This is a genomic window from Leucobacter tenebrionis, assembly GCF_019884725.1.
Taxonomy (GTDB): domain Bacteria; phylum Actinomycetota; class Actinomycetes; order Actinomycetales; family Microbacteriaceae; genus Leucobacter; species Leucobacter tenebrionis.
This window is the reverse complement of record NZ_CP082322.1, coordinates 2,243,541-2,263,321: the sequence shown is the minus strand read 5'-3', so window position 1 is coordinate 2,263,321 and position 19,781 is coordinate 2,243,541. Positions and strand designations below refer to the sequence as shown.

General features: G+C 68.4%; 17 protein-coding genes and 2 tRNA genes. 10 read left to right on the top strand and 9 right to left on the bottom strand.

Going from position 1 to position 19,781, the window contains the following annotated elements; genetic code table 11:
• Positions 1 to 75 precede the first annotated feature (75 nt).
• Both KVY00_RS10470 and KVY00_RS10465 read right to left on the bottom strand, forming a co-directional pair.
• Complete coding sequence (locus tag KVY00_RS10470; RefSeq protein ID WP_223042904.1) at positions 76 to 822, bottom strand: IclR family transcriptional regulator; 747 nt, start codon at positions 820 to 822, stop codon at positions 76 to 78.
• A 35-nt stretch (positions 823 to 857) separates the two neighbouring features.
• Positions 858 to 2,042: an acetyl-CoA C-acyltransferase gene (locus tag KVY00_RS10465; protein ID WP_223042903.1), complete on the bottom strand. Its 1,185-nt coding sequence runs from the start codon at positions 2,040 to 2,042 to the stop codon at positions 858 to 860.
• Positions 2,043 to 2,233: 191 nt separating this feature from the next.
• On the opposite strand from KVY00_RS10465, the gene KVY00_RS10460 reads away from it, so the two are divergent.
• The 4 genes from KVY00_RS10460 to KVY00_RS15670 all read left to right on the top strand — a co-directional run bounded on the left by KVY00_RS10460 (position 2,234) and on the right by KVY00_RS15670 (position 7,178).
• Positions 2,234 to 3,559 (top strand): D-alanyl-D-alanine carboxypeptidase family protein, encoded by a 1,326-nt coding sequence (locus KVY00_RS10460; protein WP_223042902.1) that lies wholly within the window; start codon positions 2,234 to 2,236, stop codon positions 3,557 to 3,559.
• Positions 3,560 to 3,665: 106 nt separating this feature from the next.
• Positions 3,666 to 4,169, top strand: a complete 504-nt coding sequence (locus KVY00_RS10455; protein ID WP_223042901.1) for a hypothetical protein — start codon at positions 3,666 to 3,668, stop codon at positions 4,167 to 4,169.
• A 173-nt stretch (positions 4,170 to 4,342) separates the two neighbouring features.
• Positions 4,343 to 6,832, top strand: a complete 2,490-nt coding sequence (locus KVY00_RS10450; RefSeq protein ID WP_223042900.1) for a zinc-dependent metalloprotease family protein — start codon at positions 4,343 to 4,345, stop codon at positions 6,830 to 6,832.
• Between the two features lie 40 nt (positions 6,833 to 6,872).
• On the top strand, positions 6,873 to 7,178 hold the full coding sequence (locus tag KVY00_RS15670) for a PLP-dependent transferase (RefSeq protein WP_394358243.1): 306 nt from the start codon (positions 6,873 to 6,875) through the stop codon (positions 7,176 to 7,178).
• A gap of 528 nt (positions 7,179 to 7,706) precedes the next feature.
• On the opposite strand, the gene KVY00_RS10440 is transcribed toward KVY00_RS15670, so the two are convergent.
• The 4 genes from KVY00_RS10440 to KVY00_RS10425 all read right to left on the bottom strand — a co-directional run bounded on the left by KVY00_RS10440 (position 7,707) and on the right by KVY00_RS10425 (position 10,190).
• Positions 7,707 to 7,780, bottom strand: a tRNA-Met gene (locus tag KVY00_RS10440).
• 34 nt (positions 7,781 to 7,814) lie between these two features.
• Positions 7,815 to 7,886 (bottom strand) — tRNA-Thr (locus tag KVY00_RS10435).
• Positions 7,887 to 8,006: 120 nt separating this feature from the next.
• On the bottom strand, positions 8,007 to 9,383 hold the full coding sequence (locus KVY00_RS10430; protein ID WP_223042899.1) for an LCP family protein: 1,377 nt from the start codon (positions 9,381 to 9,383) through the stop codon (positions 8,007 to 8,009).
• 165 nt (positions 9,384 to 9,548) lie between these two features.
• A complete protein-coding gene (locus KVY00_RS10425) occupies positions 9,549 to 10,190 on the bottom strand; it encodes a DUF6518 family protein (RefSeq protein WP_223042898.1) in 642 nt (213 codons plus the stop codon).
• 174 nt (positions 10,191 to 10,364) lie between these two features.
• Between KVY00_RS10425 and KVY00_RS10420 the strand changes: the two genes are divergently transcribed.
• From KVY00_RS10420 to trpS, 3 genes are all read left to right on the top strand, one after another.
• Positions 10,365 to 11,243 (top strand): exodeoxyribonuclease III, encoded by an 879-nt coding sequence (locus tag KVY00_RS10420; protein WP_223042897.1) that lies wholly within the window; start codon positions 10,365 to 10,367, stop codon positions 11,241 to 11,243.
• A 58-nt stretch (positions 11,244 to 11,301) separates the two neighbouring features.
• A complete protein-coding gene (locus KVY00_RS10415; protein ID WP_223042896.1) occupies positions 11,302 to 12,171 on the top strand; it encodes an exodeoxyribonuclease III in 870 nt (289 codons plus the stop codon).
• Positions 12,172 to 12,428: 257 nt separating this feature from the next.
• On the top strand, positions 12,429 to 13,445 hold the full coding sequence (gene trpS / locus KVY00_RS10410) for a tryptophan--tRNA ligase (protein WP_223042895.1): 1,017 nt from the start codon (positions 12,429 to 12,431) through the stop codon (positions 13,443 to 13,445).
• 299 nt (positions 13,446 to 13,744) lie between these two features.
• Here the strand turns inward: trpS and KVY00_RS10405 are convergent, their stop codons facing one another.
• The 3 genes from KVY00_RS10405 to KVY00_RS10395 form a co-directional block, all read right to left on the bottom strand.
• On the bottom strand, positions 13,745 to 14,782 hold the full coding sequence (locus KVY00_RS10405) for a zinc-binding dehydrogenase (RefSeq protein ID WP_223042894.1): 1,038 nt from the start codon (positions 14,780 to 14,782) through the stop codon (positions 13,745 to 13,747).
• A 233-nt stretch (positions 14,783 to 15,015) separates the two neighbouring features.
• Positions 15,016 to 16,677, bottom strand: a complete 1,662-nt coding sequence (locus KVY00_RS10400) for a BCCT family transporter (protein ID WP_223042893.1) — start codon at positions 16,675 to 16,677, stop codon at positions 15,016 to 15,018.
• 48 nt (positions 16,678 to 16,725) lie between these two features.
• Entirely contained in the window at positions 16,726 to 17,679 is a 954-nt protein-coding gene (locus KVY00_RS10395) for a flavin reductase (protein ID WP_223042892.1), read from the bottom strand.
• 129 nt (positions 17,680 to 17,808) lie between these two features.
• Between KVY00_RS10395 and KVY00_RS10390 the strand changes: the two genes are divergently transcribed.
• Genes KVY00_RS10390 through KVY00_RS10380 form a run of 3 tightly spaced genes read left to right on the top strand, consistent with a single transcriptional unit; the run spans position 17,809 to position 19,769 of the window.
• Positions 17,809 to 18,501, top strand: coding sequence for a GntR family transcriptional regulator (locus tag KVY00_RS10390; protein ID WP_223042891.1), 693 nt, complete (start codon positions 17,809 to 17,811; stop codon positions 18,499 to 18,501).
• Between the two features lie 39 nt (positions 18,502 to 18,540).
• The gene (locus KVY00_RS10385) at positions 18,541 to 19,209 is read left to right on the top strand and encodes an amino acid synthesis family protein (protein WP_223042890.1); all 669 of its coding nucleotides are present in this window, start codon (positions 18,541 to 18,543) and stop codon (positions 19,207 to 19,209) included.
• Entirely contained in the window at positions 19,206 to 19,769 is a 564-nt protein-coding gene (locus tag KVY00_RS10380; RefSeq protein ID WP_255572596.1) for an amino acid synthesis family protein, read from the top strand. The genes KVY00_RS10385 and KVY00_RS10380 overlap by 4 nt, the downstream gene beginning before the upstream one ends.
• Positions 19,770 to 19,781: the final 12 nt, after the last annotated feature.

Here is a 19,781-nt window from a genome sequence, read left to right as displayed (position 1 = left end):
CACCCCAGAGTGACAGGCACCGCCGACATTCCCCGACGGGACTCCCACTGAGTGAGAGTGCCGCGGGATGACGGCCTAGTCGCGTACCTCCGCGAAGACGTCTCGAGCGGCCTGCTGCACCATGCGCGCGAGCAGCCGCTCATCGGCGCGGTCGATGTGCACCACGACGCCGAGCGCGATCGGCGGCAACCCCGGCACCGGCGGAAGCGCGGCCGCCACCGAGATGTTGCCGAGGGTCATCTCCTCGCGTGTGCGGGCGTAGCCCCGTGCGCGCGTCTCGCCCAGATCCTCGCGCAATCGGGTCTCGTCGACGATCGTGCGCGTCGTCTCCCGCTGCAGCGGCGTCGCGAAGAAGCGCGCCAGCCAGGTCTCGTCGCGAGTCGCCAGCAGCGCCTTGCCCACCCCCGTCGCATGCAGGGGCCCGCGCCCGCCCGAACGGCTCACCGTCGGGATCGAGCGGCGACCGGTCACCCGCCCCACGTACAGCACCCGCGCATCCTCCGGCTCGCCGTCGAGCACTCCGAGGTGCACGTTCTCGCCCGTCACCTCGTAGAGCCTCATGAGATGCGGGATCGCCCGCTCCCGCAGGCGCAGCGCAAGGGGCGAGAGCTCGCCCAGCTCCAGCAACCGCGCTCCCACGGCGTAGCGGTGGGCGGGCATGCGCACGAGGAGGCCGCGCTCGAGCAGCACGGCGAGCAGCCGGTGCAGCGTCGAGGGCGCGAGGCCCGTGCGCGCGGCGAGGTCGGCTGCCCCGAGCTCCGGCTCCTCCTCGCTGAAGCAGCCGAGCACGGCGAGCACCCGATCCAGCACACCATCACCCATGGCGTCCCCTCCCGGGCCCGAGATCGCCGCCGGCCCTACACGGCCCGGAGCACCACGGCGGATCCCTGCCCGCCCCCGCCGCAGATCCCGACGGCGCCCAGCGATCCGCTGCCCAGTTCGGCGAGCTGCCTGGCGAGCGTGCCGACGATCCTCGCCCCCGAGGCCCCGATCGGATGCCCCAGCGCGATCGCTCCGCCGTGACGGTTCACGATCGCCGGATCCAGGCCGAGCTCGTCGGTCGACCGCACGCCGACCGCGGCGAACGCCTCGTTGATCTCGACCGCCGCGAGGTCGCCGGGCGTGATCCCGTCGAGCTTCTCGAGTGCTGCCGCGATCGCTCGCGACGGCTGCGAGTGCAGGTGGGTGTCGGGGCCCGCGACGAAGGCGGTCGCCTCGACGCGCGCCAGCGGGGAGAGGCCCAGCCGATCCGCCGCGGCTTCGCTCACGAGCACGAGCGCCGCGGCGCCGTCCGTGATCTGCGAGGCGTTGCCGGCGGTGATGGTGCCCTCGCCCGCGAAGGCGGGTCGCAGACCCGCGAGCGTTTCTGCCGTGGTATCGGCGCGGATGCCGTCGTCGGCCGCGACGACGCTCTCGCCCCGCCGCGCGCGCACGACGAACGGCTCGATCTCTCCGGCGAAGAACTCGGCCGACTCGGCCGCGCGCCGGTGCGACTCCGCGGCGAAGGCGTCTTGCTGCTCGCGGGTCAGACCGAGCGGGGCGTTGCCCTGCTCGGTGAGAGCCCCCATCGCGACCTGGTCGAACGCGTCGGTCAGCCCGTCGTGGTCGACCGTGTCGATCAACTGGGCGGTCCCGTACTTCGTGCCCGCGCGCAGCGGGATCACGTGCGGAGCCAGCGACATCGACTCCTGGCCGACCGCGACCGCGATCTCCGCCTCACCGGCCGCGATCAGGCGCGCCGCCTGCGACACCGCCTCGGTGCCCGACAGGCAGACCGCGTTCAGCGTGATCGCGGGCACGTCGAGCGGGATCCCCGCCCCTGCGGCCGTCTGCCGAGCCGGGTTCTGACCCGCGCCGGCCTGCAGCACCTGCCCCGCGACCACGATGTCGACCTGATCCGGCTCGACCCCCGCTCGCGCCAGAGCGGCGCGAGCGGCGTGAGCTCCCAGCACGGTGGCAGGCTGGGCGGCGAGCTGCCCGGTGAAGCGGGTGAACGGCGTTCGCGCGTATCCGGCGATGAGAGCGGTGCGGGCTGCGGTCACAGGAAGCCTCCTCGAGTGCGGTGGTCGGTGCCGGTTCGAGGCGCAGCGCCGCGATCCGTCACGGCCATTCTGCCGGATCGAGGCGGGGCGCACTCGACCCGTCAGCACATCGCGGCGCGGTCTCGCTGTGCATTTCGGGCTGCGACCGCTTCGCGGCTCGTGCCGACCGGCGCGACCTCTACGCTGAAAGGGTGACCAGCACCGATCCCGATCCCAGCCTCGAGCCCGACGGATCTCCTCGCGGTCCCCACCGCTCCCGCGGCTCCCGGCGCGCGCGGATCATCGCCGCGACGATCGCCGGCGCCGTACTGCTCTCGGCGGGCGGCTACACGGCGGCCTGCGCGCTCGCACCGCTGCCCGCACCGACCATCGAGTACGAGGGCGGGGCCGAACACACCGTGGCGGCCGATGAGGCTCCCGCTCTGGCCGCCGTCCGGGCCGGGGCGATCGGGGTCGGCTCGGAGGGCAGCGGATCCGGCGACGACGCGACCGCTGTCGGCTGGCTCGACGGCGAGCAGGTGTGGGCGAACACCGAGGAGGCGATGCCCATCGCGAGCATCACGAAGCTGGTGACCGCGCTCGTCGGGCTCGAACGGCAGCCCATCGAGGGCGACGGACCCGTGCACGTGTGGACGGAGGCCGACCGCCAGCGTCAGGACGACTACCTCGCCGTGGACGGCGTGGCCTTCCCGATCCCCGTGGGCACCGAGGTCACCGTCAAGCAGATGCTGACGCTCGCGATCCTCCCCTCCGCGAACGACTTCGCCTCGGCATACGCATACTCCGTGTTCGGCGACAACGACGCCTTCGTGGCGGCGGTCGACGACTGGAAGCAGCGGCACGGCATCACGTCGCTCGTGCTGGCCGAGCCCTCGGGAATGGACGAGGCGAACGTCGCATCGCCCGCCGACGTGCTGCGCATCGCACGGCTCGCGCTGCAGCAGCCGGTCCTCGCCGAGCTCATCGCCACCCCTCGGGCCGAACTCCCGTGGGGCATCGGCGTCGTCGAGAGCACGAACCCGCTGTTCAGCAGGATCCCCGACGTGCGAGGAGCCAAGACCGGCCGAACGGACGTCGCCGGCTACAACCTGGCCGCCGCGCAGGGGGCGCTCGCCGGCGAACGGCCCGTGGTGAAGCTGACGGTCGTGCTGGGGCGGGAGACCCCGCAGGGACGCATCACATCGTCGATCGCGGCGCTCACCGCGCTCGACGCGGCGCCGCAGGACCTCGAGGTCGTCGCCGAGGGGGAACGCATCGGAAGCGCGGTCACCGTCGACGGCCGGCGGGTGCCGCTCGTCGCATCGGCCGAGAAGAGCGTCGTGCTGCTGCCCGGCGAGAAGGCGAGCAGGATCGCCGAGCTCTCACCGATACGGGCCGGAGAGGCGGGGCGCACTGCGGGCGCGGTACGCGTCGAGTCCCCGGAGGGCGGGTTCGAGGTGCCGGTACTCGTCGGCGAGTCGTTCGAGGAGCCCGACCTGCTCTGGCGGCTCTTGCACCCGGACCGGGTCTTCGGCTGAGACTCTTCGGTCGGGGCGAATCAGCGGATCGCCGCTCGGCTTGCCGCGAATTCTCATCTCGCTTCACTACCTTGGCAGCACCGGACGCTGTGCGGAGGGGGCAACAATGATTGAGAACACGAGCACACCAGGACGCCGTGGGGGTCTGCTGATCGCCCTGGTAGCCCTCGCCGTCCTGATCGCGATCGCAGTCGTCTTTGGAGTGATGCAGATGAATAGGAACGGAAACACGAGCGAGCCCGTCGGCGCGGGCGCGGAGACCGAGCAGGCCGCGGATCCGGACGCCTCCGGCGCCTCGGACGCTTCGAGCGGCTCCGACGGCTCGAACGGCTCCGATGCCTCCGCCGCATCCGGCTCGTCCGACAGCGGCGCGAACGGCAGCGACAGCGGCGCGAACGCCGCGAGCAGCAACGTCGAGGGCGGCCTGAAATCGAAGTCGGGGCAGGTCCTGCCGAAGGCCATGGGCGGCCAGGAGGCGATCGATGCGCTCGGAGACGATATAGAGGTCGTCGCGGAGCGCAACGGCAAGACCGTCGAGGAGCTGAAAGAGCTGCTGCTGCGCGACCACAGCGCAAAAGTGTCGAAGAACGGCTTCTTGCTATACCCCTGATCGGAGGGGAAATAGTTACCAGAATGAGATAACAGCCTTGCATTCAGCGGGCATCCAGGTTACGTTTGTCGAGGTTCCGGGGGGACTTTGGGCGACCGCAACTGAGAACGCGCGAGCGTCCGCATCGTTTTTCCGGGGCCGGTAGTAACAACCAATACCTGGGAGATTATCTAGTGACGAAACGTCGTCCGCTCGCGCTCGGCGCAGCAGCAACGATCGGTTTCGGCAGCCTGTTCTTCGCAAGCCCCGCGCTTGCGGTAGAGGCTCCCGCACCGACAGAAACCACCGAGTCGCAGGCGGCGCAGGACGAGGTCACCTCGCTTGCCGCCGGCGACAAGTACGAGCTCGCGGCTGCACAGATGGGTGTCTCTTCGGCAGACGTTCAGCAGCTCGAGTCCGCACGGGAGATCGTCGTCTCCGATAAGGGCTTCGTCGCCCACATCGATGACGTCACGGCGCCCAGCGGCAACGAGTTCGACGCACCGGCAGAGGCCAAGGTTCCGGGCAACCCCACCGACGGCTCGCGCCCCGGCGCTCCGGTCACGGTCTACCTCGACTTCGACGGCGAGACCCTCGAGGGCACCAACTGGAACGAACTGCAGGGCGAGGAGACCCTCACCTTCGCACCGGCCGCGAAGGCCGATGCCGCATTCCAGGCTCGCGTCTGGGCGTCCGTCGCCGAGGACTACGCACCGTTCAACGTGAACGTCACCACCACGAACCCCGGTGAGGACGCGCTCTTCAAGACTTCCGCTGACGATAACGCCTACGGCTCGCACGTCATCGTCACCGACTCCTACACCGACGTGCTCGACGAGGCCGAGGGCACCGGCGGCATCGCCTGGGGCGGCGGCGCCGGATCCGACTTCCTCCGCGGCGCACTCGTCTTCACCGAGGGCGCGGGCGGCGCAGACGCGACCGCGAAGAGCGTCGCCGAGATCGCCTCGCACGAGTCCGGTCACAACTTCGGCCTCGAGCACGACGGCCAGGGCTCGGAGGAGTACTACGCTCCCGTCGAGGGCCTGTGGGGCCCGATCATGGGCGCCGGCTACGAGGTTCCGGTCACCCAGTGGTCCAACGGCGACTACGCCGGCGCCACCAACGACGAGGACGACCTGAGCATCATCACCGATCGCTCGGCCGCGGCTGAGTACTTCCTGTACCTCACCCTGCCCGACGGCACCATCTACGACGGTCCGGTCTGCCCCTTCGAGGGCTCCGACCCGAGCAACCCGAAGCCGGGCGACAAGTACCAGGTGCCGAACGCACAGAACGAGTGCGACGGCTCCGGCGAGATCCTCACCAGCCACTGGACCTTCACCGACCGCGCCGACTTCGCGGGCGACGACCACGCTGATGAGGCGGCCAACGCTACCGCGCTCGACAACTCCGAGGGCACCTTCAGCGCCAAGGGCGTCATCGGCAACACCGGCGACGTCGACCAGTTCGCTCTCACCACCGAGGGCGGCAAGGTCACCGCGACCGTGGAGGTCGCCGACATCTCCGCGAACCTGAACGCGAAGCTCACCCTCACCAACGCTGAGGGCACCGTGGTCGCCGAGGACGCGGGCGCGCCCGAGCGCACCTCCGAGGCAGCCGCGACGGGCCTCGGCGCTTCGGTCACCGCTGATGACGTCAAGGCGGGTACCTACTACCTGAAGGTCGAGGGCGTCGGCTTCGGCGACAGCTCGACCTCGACCGGCACCAAGGCCGGCGGCTTCAGCAACTACGGCAGCCTCGGCAACTACACCCTCACGGGTGAGGCAGCTCCCAAGGAGATCGTCGTGGAGGCTCCGGCCATCACCGATCCCGCCGACGGCTCGACCGTCACCGGCCCCGTGACCGCGATCTCGGGCACCGGCCTCGCCGGCGCGACCGTCGACCTCACCGGCGCCGTCCAGGGTTCGGCCACCGTGGCCGAGGACGGCACCTGGACCGTCGAGGCGAACCTGAACGCTGGCGAGTACACCGTTCGCGCCACGCAGACCGCTCAGGGCGTCACCTCGAAGCCGACCAGCGCCTCCTTCACCGTCAAGGACGCCCCGAAGGCTCCCGAGGCTCCGGTGATCACCTCGATCACCGACGGCCAGACCTTCGCAGCAGGCGAGGGCCCCAGCGGCGTCGCCGGCACCGGCACCCCCGGTGCGACCGTCACCGTGAACGTCGACGGCGTGGCCTTCACGGCTGAGGTCGACGAGGACGGCGCCTGGGGCGTCGAGTTCGGCGGCGCACTGGCCGCGGGCAGCTACGAGCTGTCGGCGATCCAGACCGTCAACGGTCTCGACTCCGAGCCCGCTACCGTGAGCTTCACCGTCGAGGAGGAGGCCGGTACCGGCAACGAGGGCAACGCTGACAACAATGGCGCCAACGCCGACAACGAAGGCGATGCCGACAACCAGGGCACCGGCGGCAACGCCGATAGCACCGGTGGCAACGCCGACAACGAGGGCAGCGCTGACAACGGCGGCAACGGCACCACCGGTGGCGACAACAGCGGCGCCGGCGCTGACGGCGCCAACGGCGGCAGCAACGGCGACGACCTGGCCAACACGGGCAGCAACGTCTCGATGCTCCCCTTCGGCCTGACGGCCGCCGGCATGCTCCTCCTGGGCTGCGCGGTAGTTGTGCTGATGGCTCGCCGCCAGAAGCGCTCCGAGGCGTAAGCTCACGAGCAGTAACGAGGGGCGCAGCACGAGCTAGCTCGTGAAGCAACCCAGGAGCGGGGCTCCGACCTTCGGGTCGGGGCCCCGCTTCCGTATATGCGGACTTCCCGTGGTCGTGCACTCGGCGACGAAGTTCATCGCTGGGCACTCCGATGTGCTTCTCGGCCTCGTCGTCGCCCGCAACGCCGAACTGCGAGCGCGGCTCGCCCGGCACCGCACGCTACACGGCGGCATCCCTGCCTCCTTCCACCCAGCTTTCCTGCGCCATGCTTCCCTCCCACCCCGCCTCCCTCCCAACGAGAGGTCAAAAAGGGTTCGAATCCCCGAGAAGCGGATCGCTTTTTGACCTCTCGCGCACGGATGGTCTCACGCAGGGCGTTCAATCTCGCAGATGATCCGTCGAGAAATCGCCGACTCGGTCTCCGCGTCCGAGTACTCGTCGAGCAGTCTCGCGAGCCCTGGACATACCGGCCTCCCCTCGCGCCCGCCGCCTAGACGTTGGAGGTCGCAACACGCCACTTCACTCCCGGCGAGGCGGCGTGTTGCGCCTCCCGTGCGGCTGCGTGCAGGATCGGAGCCGACAGCGGGGTCTGTTTCGCCAGAGAGCAGGTTCGCGGCGTCGCCTCACCCGGCCCGTCAGAACTCCGGCAATACGCGGGAGACCGGCAGCATTCGGCACCAGGCGACCGTTTTCCGGCGAATCGCCGGAAAAGTGCAGCGAACCTCGTTCCCCGGCCGCAGACGCCGGCCGGAGCCGGGCTCGGGATCCCATGGATCTGGGCAGAACGGAACTGACACGGGCGCACCACACCCGAGCCCCGAAACCAAGAATCCCCCGCCGCTTCCGCGACGGGGGATTCCCAGCGACCCTCTGTAGCTGAGGCGGGGCTCGATCCCGCGACCTCACGATTATGAGTCGTGCGCTCTAACCAGCTGAGCTACTCAGCCAAACTGGCCCGCACGAGGCGGGCCAGAGGGTCAGAGCCCCGAGCCAGGATTGAACTGGCGACCCCTTCCTTACCATGGAAGTGCTCTACCACTGAGCTATCGGGGCGAAGCCATCTCGCGATGACAACCGTTAGAGAATATCACTACTTTCGAGCAAATGAAAAATCGAGGCGGGGTCTCCGAGTCATCGCGCGTGTCGCGGAAACCCGCCTCGATTCCGAGACCGCTATAGGGCCGTGCGGCCACTCGAGCAGGTTTCCTTGCTGGCCGACTGCCCCGTGATGTTGTCGGGGAGCTTGACCGTGCCGTCGTCGGCGGGAGGAGCGGGAGTGATCGTGGCGGGATCGGTCGCCAAGCCGGTCGCGGGATCGATGGGCCATCCCGTCTCGGGGTCGATCGGCCAACCGGTGGTGGGATCGATCGGCAGGCCGGTCGCCGGGTCGATCGGAAGCCCCGTCGCAGGGTCGGTCTCGGTCGGAGTCTCAGCGGGATTCTCGGGGTCGGTCGCCGCGGGATCGTCGGGGGAAACCGCGCCGGCCCCCGTGCTCCCGACCTCGAACGGCTGGCCGCTCTTGATGATCTCGAACAGCGCATCGCCGCTCTCGCGATCGGGCGTGAGCCGGCCCTCTTCGTACGGGTGCGGGAGAGTGGGGTACTGGACGAAGTTGATGCGGTCGAGGTCGATGTCCTTCACCGTGCCCGCGACCTGCTGCATGAACTGCACACTCGCCATGCTGCTCGACAGGGTCATGTTGTCGACGCCGGCCTTCGCCAGGCCGTAGACCTTGACAGGGTCGGACAGGGTCTCGGCGCTGCGCAGCTTGCGCACCAGGGCCGACATGAACACCTGCTGGTTGCTGATACGGCTCGTGTCGCCGCCGTCGCCGACACCGTGGCGGGTGCGCAGGAACTGCAGCGCATCCCAGCCCTGCAGCGTCACCTCGCCGGCGGGGAGGTCAAGGTCGGTGTTCGGATCGACGATCGGCTGCGCCAGGCACACGTCGACGCCGCCGATCGCGTTCGAGACGCCGATCACGCCGTCGAAGGTGATGAGGCTGGCATTCGGGATGTCCATGCCGGTGAGCTCGGAGATGGTGCGCGCCACGCAGGGCAGCCCGCCGTACATCATCGCGCTGTTGAGCTGCTGCTCGCTCATCGCCGGGTAGTAGCCCTCTTCGCCGTTCGGGCCGGGGCAGCTGGGGAACGGCAGCATCATGTCGCGCGGGAAGCTGACGACCGTGGCGTTCTTGTGGTCGGCCGAGACGTGCAGCATGAGGTTGACGTCATTGAGCTCGCCCTCCTCGCCGTCCTGGTAGGCCTGACCCTCACGGGTATCCGACCCGACGAGCAGCACCGTCAGCGCGCCGTCGATCGACTGATTGCCGACGCCCACCATGTCGCCCTCATTGCCCAGGTCGACGGTGCGCACGTCTTGCACCAGCCCCCACACGGCGTAGGCCACGGTGGCGACGCCGCTGAGCCCGACCACGAGCGCGGCCGTGAGGAAGATGCGCAGAGCGTTCGCCCATCCGTTGGAGCGGCGCAGCTTCCCGTGGCGCACGAAAGTCGAGCGCTCGACGTCTGCAGCGTGATTCTTGGCCATGCACATTCCCGTCTTCGTCGAGCGCATAGCTTTCGGGCGCGCTCGGTAGTCGTGAGCCTTCAAAAGTACCCGAAACGACTGGGGACGCCCTTGGAATACGGCTGGGATCCTCCCAGACTTCCGGCATCGGCGCGGCCCCCGCGGCCGACGCCCGGCCCCGCATCGTCACTCCGCGCCGATCAGGGCGTCGAGCAGACTCCAGCCCGCCACGTAGACCCCGGAGCCCGCCAACCACACGACAAGGACGACGAGGTTCCGACGCAGCGGCAGCCGGCCGCGCCAGAGCGCGAACACGATGATCAGAACACTCAGTACGATCTCGGCCACCCAATAGACCGGGCTGGTCGTATCGGTGAGGGAGACGAGCGCCCAGATCCCCTCCCCGAGCAGCACCGCGCACAGCGGCGTGACCGCCAGGAGCCGCCACAGCGGCCTCCCGTGCCGCGCGACCGAGGCGGAGACACCGAGCAGCGGCCCCGCGACGAGCCCGACCACGGTCCACATCGAGGTGAACGGCGCGGCGTAGAAGAATCCCCTCCACGCGGAGACCAGGCCGTACCCCTCGTTGAGACCCAGGAAGGCGGCGGTACCGAGCACCGCGCCGAGCAGAGGGCGCACCCTGCTGAGCCAGACGAGCAGGAAGGCGAGCACGGTCCAACCGCCCGCCGAGTTGCTGAACGAGGAGAGCCACTCCGGGAGGTAGGCCTGCCCCAGGCTGGTCAATCCGCCCAGCACCACCGCCCCGGCTATCACGGCGATCCCGATCACGACGGAACGCCACGTCTCCCGGCCCTGAGTTCTCTGCACCCGTCAACCTTAGAGGCCTCCACAGGCAGACACGGAGCATCCCGCATCGAACAGACCTCCCGAGGGCGCAGGCGGCCCGGCTGTGCCCCGAACGCTCGAACTCCGTAGGCTGGTACCTGCAGGGGTTCACTCCCCGACCATCGCATGATCTCAACGCCGTAGGAGCCCGCCGATATGCGCATCGCCACCTGGAACGTCAACTCGATCCGCACCCGATTCGGCCGGGTGGTCGACTGGCTCGTGCGCGAGGATATCGACGTTCTCGCCATGCAGGAGATCAAGTGCCGCCCCGATCAGTTCCCGGTCGAGGCGTTCGAGCAGGCCGGTTATCAGCTCGAGATCCACGGGCTCAACCAGTGGAACGGCGTCGCCTTCGCGAGCCGTCACGAGATGACCGACGTCGCGCGATCCTTCGAGGGAATGCCCGGCTTCGGCAAACCCGTGAAGGGACAGGAGGAGACTCAGGGCGTCGGCCCCAACGGTCTGCCGCTCGAGGCTCGTGCCCTCGGAGTCACCGTCGGCGACCTGCGCCTGTGGAGCCTCTACGTGCCCAACGGGCGCGCACTCGGCGATCCGCACCTCGACTACAAGCTCAGCTGGCTCGAGGCGCTGCGAAGCGCGACGGAGGCATGGCTCGACGAGGATCCCGATCTGCCCCTCGCGCTCATGGGCGACTGGAACATCGCCCCGCTCGACAGCGACATGGGCGATCCCTCGTTCACCGTCGGCGAATCGACCCACGTCTCCCCCGAGGAGCGCGCGGCCTTCGCGGCCTTCGCCCCCTACCTCGACGACGTCGTGCGCCCGATCGTGCCCGAGGGCTTCACCTTCTGGGATTACAAGGCAGGCCGCTTCCCCAAGAACCAGGGCATGCGCATCGACTTCATCATGGGCTCCCGCGCATTCGCCGACGCCGTCACCGGCGCCTCGATCGAGCGCGACGAGCGCAAGGGCGACGCCCCGAGCGACCACGTGCCCGTCGTCTGCGACATCGACGTGGATCTGCTCGGCGGCACCTTCGAAGACGAGTACGACCGCCCCATGGTGTTCTAGCCCAGCAGCAACGGCGGCGCAGCAGCGGAGCGCGGCAGAGAAAGTTAGACTGGCAGGCATGTCAGAGTTTCTGCGCGTCGCATCCGTCAACGTGAACGGCATCCGTGCCGCCTTCCGCAAGGGCATGGGCGACTGGCTCGAAGCGAGCGGAGCCGACATCGTCGCACTGCAGGAGGTGCGCGCCGCCGACGCCGACATCGCCAAGCTGATCGCCGCAGCCGACGACGGGGGCTGGCACGTGCTCCACGATCCCTGCCAGATCAAGGGGCGCGCGGGCGTCGCCATCCTGAGCCGCACCCCCGCGCTGACGCACCGCGTCGGCCTCGGCGCCCTCGACGCGCAGGAGAGCGTGCAGTCATCGGGCCGCTGGCTCGAGGCCGACTTCAAGTTCGGCGACTCCGAGCTCACCGTCATCAGCAACTACACCCACTCCGGCGAGGTCGACACGCCTCGCCAGGAGGCCAAGTGGGCGTTCCTCGACGCGATGGGGGTGCGCATGAACGAGCTCGCCGACGAGCGCGAGCACGTCGCCATCGTGGGCGACTTCAACGTGGGGCACCGCGAGCTCGACATCAAGAACTGGAAGGGCAACGTGAAGCGATCCGGCTTCCTGCCCCGCGAGCGCGCCTACTTCGACCGTTTCTTCGGGCCGCGCGGTGAGACCGTCGTCGGCGTCGACGGCACCGAGGGCCCCGGCTTCGGCTGGATCGACGTCGGGCGCCGCTGGGCCGGCGAGGTCGACGGCCCCTACAGCTGGTGGTCCAACCGCGGCCAGGCTTTCGACAACGACACGGGCTGGCGGATCGACTACCACGTCGTCACCCCCGCCCTCGGCGAGCGCGTCGCCGACTACCGGGTCGACCGCTACCCGTCGTACGACACCCGATGGTCGGATCACGCGCCCGTCATCGCCGACTACCGCATCTAGTCACGAGCGGGGCGAATGCGTCTCGCGCCGCTTGGGCGGGTCTGGCGGGAGCAGCGGGGAGGATCCGTCTTCCTCCGCTCATCCATCCGCGGCCGGTGCTCCGCACTGGCCGCTCCCGCCAGGCCCGCCAAGCGACGGAAGACGGATCCTCCCCGCTGCGGATGGATGAGCGGCGCGAGACGCATTCGCCACCGCTCCCCTGATCTCCCGGCAGTCACCGACTCCGTTCTCGTTTGTAAGGCAAGGAAAGCCACACCATGACCGAAACCCCCCGTTCTTCGAAGCCCGTCCTGTTCTCGGGCATGCAGCCGTCGAGCGACTCGCTGCAGCTCGGCAACTACATCGGCGCCCTCACCCAGTGGACCAAGATGCAGGAGGACTACGACGCCTTCTTCTGCGTGGTCAACCTGCACGCCATCACCGTTCCGCAGGATCCCGCTGAGCTCATCGCCCGCACTCGGCGCACGGCCGCGCAGTACATCGCCGCCGGAATCGACCCCGAGAAGTCGACGCTCTTCGTGCAGTCGCAGGTGCCCGCGCACGCCGAGCTCGCGTGGGTGCTCAACACCGTCACCGGCTTCGGCGAGGCCAGCCGGATGACGCAGTTCAAGGACAAGTCGCAGAAGCAGGGCGCAGACGCCGCCTCCGTGGGGCTCTTCACGTATCCGATCCTCATGGCCGCCGACATCCTGCTCTACCAGGCCGAGAGCGTGCCCGTCGGCGAGGATCAGCGTCAGCACGTCGAACTGACCCGCGACCTCGCGACCCGCTTCAACTCGCGCTTCGGCGAGACGTTCGTGGTGCCGGAGGCGCAGATCCCGAAGGGCACCGCCAAGATCTACGATCTGCAGGAGCCGACCGCCAAGATGTCGAAGTCGGCCGAGACCGAGGCCGGCCTCGTCAAGGTGCTGGATCCGGCGAACGTCACCAAGAAGAAGATCATGCGCGCGGTCACCGACGCCGACGGCGAGATCCGCTTCGACCGCGAGGCCAAGCCGGGTGTCTCGAACCTGCTCACGATCTACTCGGTGCTGTCGGGCCGGTCGATCGATTCGATCGTGGACGAGTACGCGGGCCGCGGCTACGGCGACCTCAAGAAGGGGCTCGTCGAGGTCGTCGAGGAGAGCCTCGCCCCGGTGCGCAACCGCACGGAGGAACTGCTGGCGGATCCGGCCGAGCTCGACCGGCTGCTCGCCGGGGCCGCCGAGCGCGCGAACGAGGTCGCGAACCGCACCCTCGATCTCGTCTACGAGCGGGTCGGGCTCATCCGGTAGGGCCGACCGGGGCCCGTCATTCGGGTCTGGCCCGTCATTCGGGTCTGGCCCGTCGTTCGGGCCTGGCCCGTCGTTCGGGCCTCACCCGTCGTTCGGAGCGATTCGCAGCTTTTCGTCCGAATGACGGGCGAGATCCGAAGTACGGGATCGCCTGATCCGCTGGCGCAGGGTCCGGATCGCAAGCGCTCCAGTCCCTCCCTGCGCCAGACCCCTGCCGAGATACGGATCTCGCCCGGAAACTCGCGAACCGAGCTGCGAGATCCGTATCTCGGCGGGGTACTTCCGAGGAGACCGACCGGCTACGGAACGAGCACGGCGCGCCCCTGGATCTTGCCGTGGTGCAGATCGTCGAACGCCTGCACGGCGTCGTCGAGCGAGTAGCGCACGACCTCGACGCCGATCTTGCCCGCGCGGGCGAGCGCGACGGCCTGGCGCATGTCCGAGCGGGTGCCGCCGTAGGCGCGCTCGATGTTGACGCCCCACGGCAGGGTGCCGCTGTTCGCGATGTACTCGAACGATCCGCCGCCGAGACCGACGAAGCGGATCGCTCCGCCGTTCCGCACGACTGCGAGCGCGAGATCGACCGTCGGCTGCACCCCGACGAAGTCGAACACCACGTCGGCGCCGACGCCCCGGGTTTCCTCGAGGATGCGCGCCGCAGCGTCGCCGTCGCTCTTGATCGCGAGATCCGCCCCGTGCTCGCGGGCGAAGGCCAGCTTCTGCTCGTCGGTGTCGAGGGCGATGATGCGGGCTCCGGTGGTGGCGGCGAGGATCTGGAGCGCCATGTGCCCGAGGCCGCCGAGGCCGATGGTCACGACCGTGGCGTCGCCGTCGAGGCGGTTGCGCACCGTGTTGATGGCGTGCATCGGGGTGAGCGCCGCGTCGGCGAGCGGGGCCGCGGCTACGGGATCGAGGTCGCCGATGGGATCGAGGTGGTGGGCCTTGACCGCGATGTAGTCGGCCATGCCGCCGGGGCTGCCGATGCCGGGAGAGAGCGGTGCGAGCGAGTCGCGGGGCGACACGACCTCGCACTGGTTGTCACGGCCGGCCAGGCACTCGCGGCACTGACCGCACGACAGTACGAGCGCGACGAGTGCGGCATCGCCCTCCTTCCACCCGGCGACGTCCGAGCCCAGCTTCTCGACGGTGCCGGCGACCTCGTGGCCGAGGGTGCTGCCGATCAGGGGGTTGTCGTCGCCGAAGTTGATGATGGCGATGTCGGAGTGGCAGAGCCCCGCGCCGCCGACCTTGAGCAGCACCTCGTCGGGGGCGATCTCGGGTACCGGCTTATCCCAGATCTCGACCGTGTCGTTCTTCACGTAGGTCACTGCGCGCATGCTGTCTCCTGTTCCGGCCGCGGGCTGTGCGGCCTCGGCTGATCAGGGCGTCGGATCGGCGTCCCAACTCCAGCCTACGCCTCGGCCCCGCCGCTAGGACGAGGTTTGACAGGCTTCTCCCCGGCTCTCCCACCGAGAACGACGCTTGCAGCGAGACTGACCGTTTTAGCGCCTCTGAAACAGTCAGTCTCGCTGCAAGCGTCGAGTTCGCAGAGCGAAGAGAATAGAGGAAACTACTTGCCAAGCACTTGGTCGAGTTCGTCGCGGGTGACGTAGTGGGTGCCGACGAAGCGCTGGTCCCGCTGCAGTTCTTTCACCAGCGAGATGCCGAGCAGGGCGACGATCACCGTGAAGGGCAGCGCCGAGAGCATCGCCGCCTGTTGGAGCGCTGAAAGTCCGCCGACGATCAGCAGTGCGATCGCAGAGACGCCAGTGAGCACCCCCCAGACGGTGAGCACCGGCTTGGTCGGTTCGAAAGTGCCGCGCGACGACAGCATGCTCAGCACGAAGGTGTTGGCGTCGGCGCCCGACACGAAGTAGAGCACCACGAGGATGATCGCCACCACCGAAGTGATAGTCGTGAGCGGAAGCTCGCCCAGCAGCGCGAAGAACGCGGAGTTAACGTCCTCGGCCGCCTTCGCTCCGATGTCGGCGCCGTCCATGTCGAACTTGATCGCCGATCCGCCCATGATCGTGAACCAGACGAAGAAGACGAGGCTCGGCACTCCCATGACGCCGATCACGAACTGCCGGATGGTGCGGCCCTTCGAGATCTTCGCGAGGAAAACGCCCACGAACGCGCCCCAGCTCAGCCACCACGCCATCATGAAGTAGGTCCACCACTGCATCCAGGCGACGTCGTCCGGCGTACTGGGCGTGATGAGCGCGACCTGGAAGAACTGGCCGAAGAACTGCCCGACCGAGCGGAAGAACAGGTTGGAGATGAAGTCCGTCGGCCCGACGACGAGAACGAAGACCCCGAGGCCGATGGAGAACACCGTGGTGATCTGGCTCAGCCACTTGATGCCCCGGTGCACGCCCGAGAGCGCGGAGAGCGTGAACATCGCGGTGATGACGGCGATGATGAGGATCTGGGTCACGAGAGTGCTCGGGATCCCGAACACCTGCGACATCCCCTCGCTGATCTGCGAGGCGCCGAGGCCGAGCGAGGTGGTGGTGCCGAACAGCGTCGCGATGATCGCGAAGATGTCGATCATCTTGCCGAACCAGCCGTCCACGGCCCTGCCGAAGATCGGACGCAACATGGGCGAGATGAGCCCGGTGTTGTGGCGGCGGTGGGTGGAGTAAGCGATCGCGAGGCCGAACACGCCGAAAACCGCCCACGCGTTCGGACCCCAGTCGAAGTAACTGAACTGCATCGCCGTGACTGCTGCGTCCATCGTCTCGGGCTCGGCGAGACCGTGCGGCGGGGTGACGAAGTGCGAGATGGGCTCGGCCACGCCGTAGCTGATGAGACCGATGCCCATGACCGCGGACAGGATCATGGCAAGCCAGGCCCAGGTGCTGAACTCGGGACGATCTTCGTTGGTTCCCAGCCGGATGCCGCCGAAGCGGCTCACCGCCAGGTAGACCAGCAAGAGGATGCAACCAAGCGTGACCACGAGGTAGCTCCAGCCGATACTGCCGGCGGCCCAGTTCATCGCCGAGGTCATGGAACCGCCGAGGGTTTCGGGCGAGATCATCGCCCAGGCGGTGAAGGCGAGGATCAGCACGATCGAGATCCAGAACACCGTGCCCGGGCGGGTCTTCAGTCGCTCGGCTTCCACGATGCTGATCGTGCTGGTGAGGAACTCGGGCTCGCTGCGCTCGGTACCGAGCTTGATCGGCTCGGGCGGACGGTGGTGCTCGGCGGTGGCTGCTTCTTCTTCGTTCATGACTGGTCGCACATCCTTGTGTCGGTCGGGGTATGGGAGGGTGGGTCGTCAGAGCTGCTCAAGATCTCCGCTGGCGTAGAACTTGCCGCCCTTGTAGATGAGGGCATCGAGATCCGAAGCCTCGGCGTGGGTGACCTTCGAGATGAACACGGTGTGCGTCTTCGTCAGGAAGCGCTCTTTGATCTCGGCCTCGATGGAGGCCGCGGACCCCTCGAGGAGTGGGCTGCCGTGCGGGGCGCGATGCCACTCGACCTCCGCGAACTTGTCGGGTGCCTTCGAAGCGAAGACACCGACGGTGTCCCGCTGGCCGGTGCTCATGATGTTGATGCCGAGATGGCTCGATTTGAACAGCGGGTCATGGGTCGAGGTAGTTTTCTGCACGCAGACCAGCACGAGGGGCGGATCAAGCGACACCGAGGCGTACGAGTTCGCCGCAAGTCCTCGAGGCCGCCCCTCGTCGTCGATGGTGGTGACCACGGTGACGCCGGTGATGAACTGGCGATTGAACCCCTTGAGCGCGTCGATGCTGGGGACGCCGCTCAGGTTGTCGACCACCACTTCTTCGGGCTCCTCGAATGCCGAGCGGAGGGACGGCACGCCCAGGTCCTCGAGCAGTTCGGCGCGGTCCCACGTCACGCGCTCGGAGACGATGAGACCGCCGCGGAGCGTCAGAAGATTCGATCCGCGCGTCTCCACTCGATTGCCCGTAGCAGGCACTCCCGGTAGGTCATGCGTGAAGGTGCCCGTCGAGCGCCAGAAGATCGCGGCTTCGCCCTCGGCCTCGTCGACGAGGAGGTTATCGACCGTGGTGACGAGATCCGGGAAGGCAGCGCGGATGTCAAGGATCTCCTGTTTGAGGTAGGCGGCGTCGCGGAGGTTGCCGTTCCCCGCGGTCAGTCTGCGGTACTCGGGATGGAGTATTCCGTCGAAGGCTTCCACCTCGCCGCGGTCCCACGCGGCTGCCCAGGCAGCTGCTACAGCTTCTTTGATGTCTTGTTGCATGCAAGGAATACTAAACTCAGCCAACACTTCACGTCAACAGGCGCCCCACAGCCTCATCAATCCGCATAATTTTGCGCCCGCAGCACGACACGTCTTGCCCAATCTTTGCATGCAAGCTATTCTTGTTGCATGCAAGACAACGCACCGCGTCCGCGGCTCGATCTCCCCCAGGCACCTTCCTCCATACTCGACCGGCTCCGCAGCCTCGTCGTCAGCGGGACGGTCGCGCCCGGCGATCTGTTGGGCGAGACGGCGCTCGCCGAGGAGTTCGAGGTCAGCCGCACGCCGATTCGCGAGGCGCTGAAGCAACTGGAGCGCGAGGGGCTCGTGGAGATCCGCCCCCGCGTCGGCACATTCGTGCGCAAGCCCACCGCTCGCGAGATCCTCGAGCTCTTCCAGCTTAAGGAGTCGCTGGAGGGGCTCGCGGCGAGCCTGCTGGCGCAGCGCGGCGACGTGCCCGAGTTGCGCAGCCTCATCCACAACGTCCAGAGTGAGCGGGATGTCGTGCGCGCAGGCGACCAGGCGGCTTACGCAGCGCTCGTGCACGAGTTCCACCACACGCTCGTCGCCGGCGCCGACAACCAGAAGCTCTCCGAGCACTACGAGCTACTCATGAACCAGCTCGCGTACCACCGCATCGTCAAGCAAACACTCAAGCTGCCCGGCCGCCTCGACCACTCTCTGAGCGAGCACGCGCGCATCGTCGAGGCCGTGCAGTCGAAGGATCCGCTCGCGGCCGAGCTCGCGACCCGGCGGCACGTCGCCCTTACCCGCGAGTCGGCCACGATCGCCGCCTTCGACGGCGACCACGAAGACGCCTGACGACCTTTCGCCCCTCAACCGCCGACCCCAGGAGCACCGATGCCCCCCATACCCACAGCCGAGGCGCGCACCGTCGACCTCAGCAGCCGATCCACCCTGGTCGACTATGCGGATGTCGCCGCCGCCGCGGGCCTGCGCCGGGTCTCCACCCAGGTCGAGGAGGTTCCGCGCGAGCACGCGGAACCGATCCGGCGCGCCGCGGCGATCGCCGTGATCCGCAACCCCTGGCTCGGCACCGGCACCGACACCGATCTCGCCCCCGAGACGCGGCGCGTGGCGCCGCTGCTCGCGAAACTGCTCACCGATCGCCTGCTCGACGCGCTCGGAGGGGCGGATCGAATCGAGGCTTTCGGCAAGGCGGCCCTCGTCGGCACCGCGGGCGAGCTCGAGCACGCCGGAGCCCTCGTGCACACTCCCTACTTCGGCAATCTCGTGCGCGAGGCACTCGAGGGCACCTCGATCATCTGCTTCGTCGACGGCCGCGCCGAGCCGGGGGAGTTGCTGCGCGTGCCGCTGTGGCATAAGACGGCGGCCGCCACTCGCAGCCACTACCAGACCGTCGAGGTGAACCTCGTCGATGCGCCCCACGCCGGGGAGATCGCGGTCGTCGCCACGGCATCGACCGGCCCCCGTCCATTCGCCCGAATCGGCGACCGCACCACCGACCAACCCGTCACTTCGGAGATCCTGAAGGAGATCGAACTGTGAGCACCCCCGTCCTGAACCCGCGCAAGATCTTCACGATCGTCGAGGAGACTGTCCTCGAGGGTGGCCGCCCGGTCGACCCGGTCCACCGCGTCGCCATCGTCGGTGCTGTATTCGCGAACCCCTGGGCCGGTCAAGGCTTCGTCGTGGACCTTCTCCCCGGCATCAACGCCATCGCCTCCGACCTCGGCGCACTCCTCGCACCGCGCGTGATGGAGGCGCTCGACGCGCCCCTCGAGGCCTACGGCAAAGCCGCCATCATCGGCCTCAACGGCGAAATCGAACACGGCTCCGGCCTCATCCACAACCTCAACTTCGGCAACCACTTCCGCAACGCCGCGAACGCCACCACCCTGCTTCCAGCCGTCGAGAAACGCGGCCCCGCCGGCATCGCCTTCGACATCCCGCTCAAGCACTTCACCGACATGAAGATCCGCTCCCACCACCAGACCGTCGAAGCACGCGTCGCCGACGCCCCGCACCCCGACGAGATCCTCGTCGCTCTCGCCGGGGCGAATCAGGGCCGCCCCCAACAGCGCCTCGCCGAACTCGGCAAGGATTGAACAGGATCACGA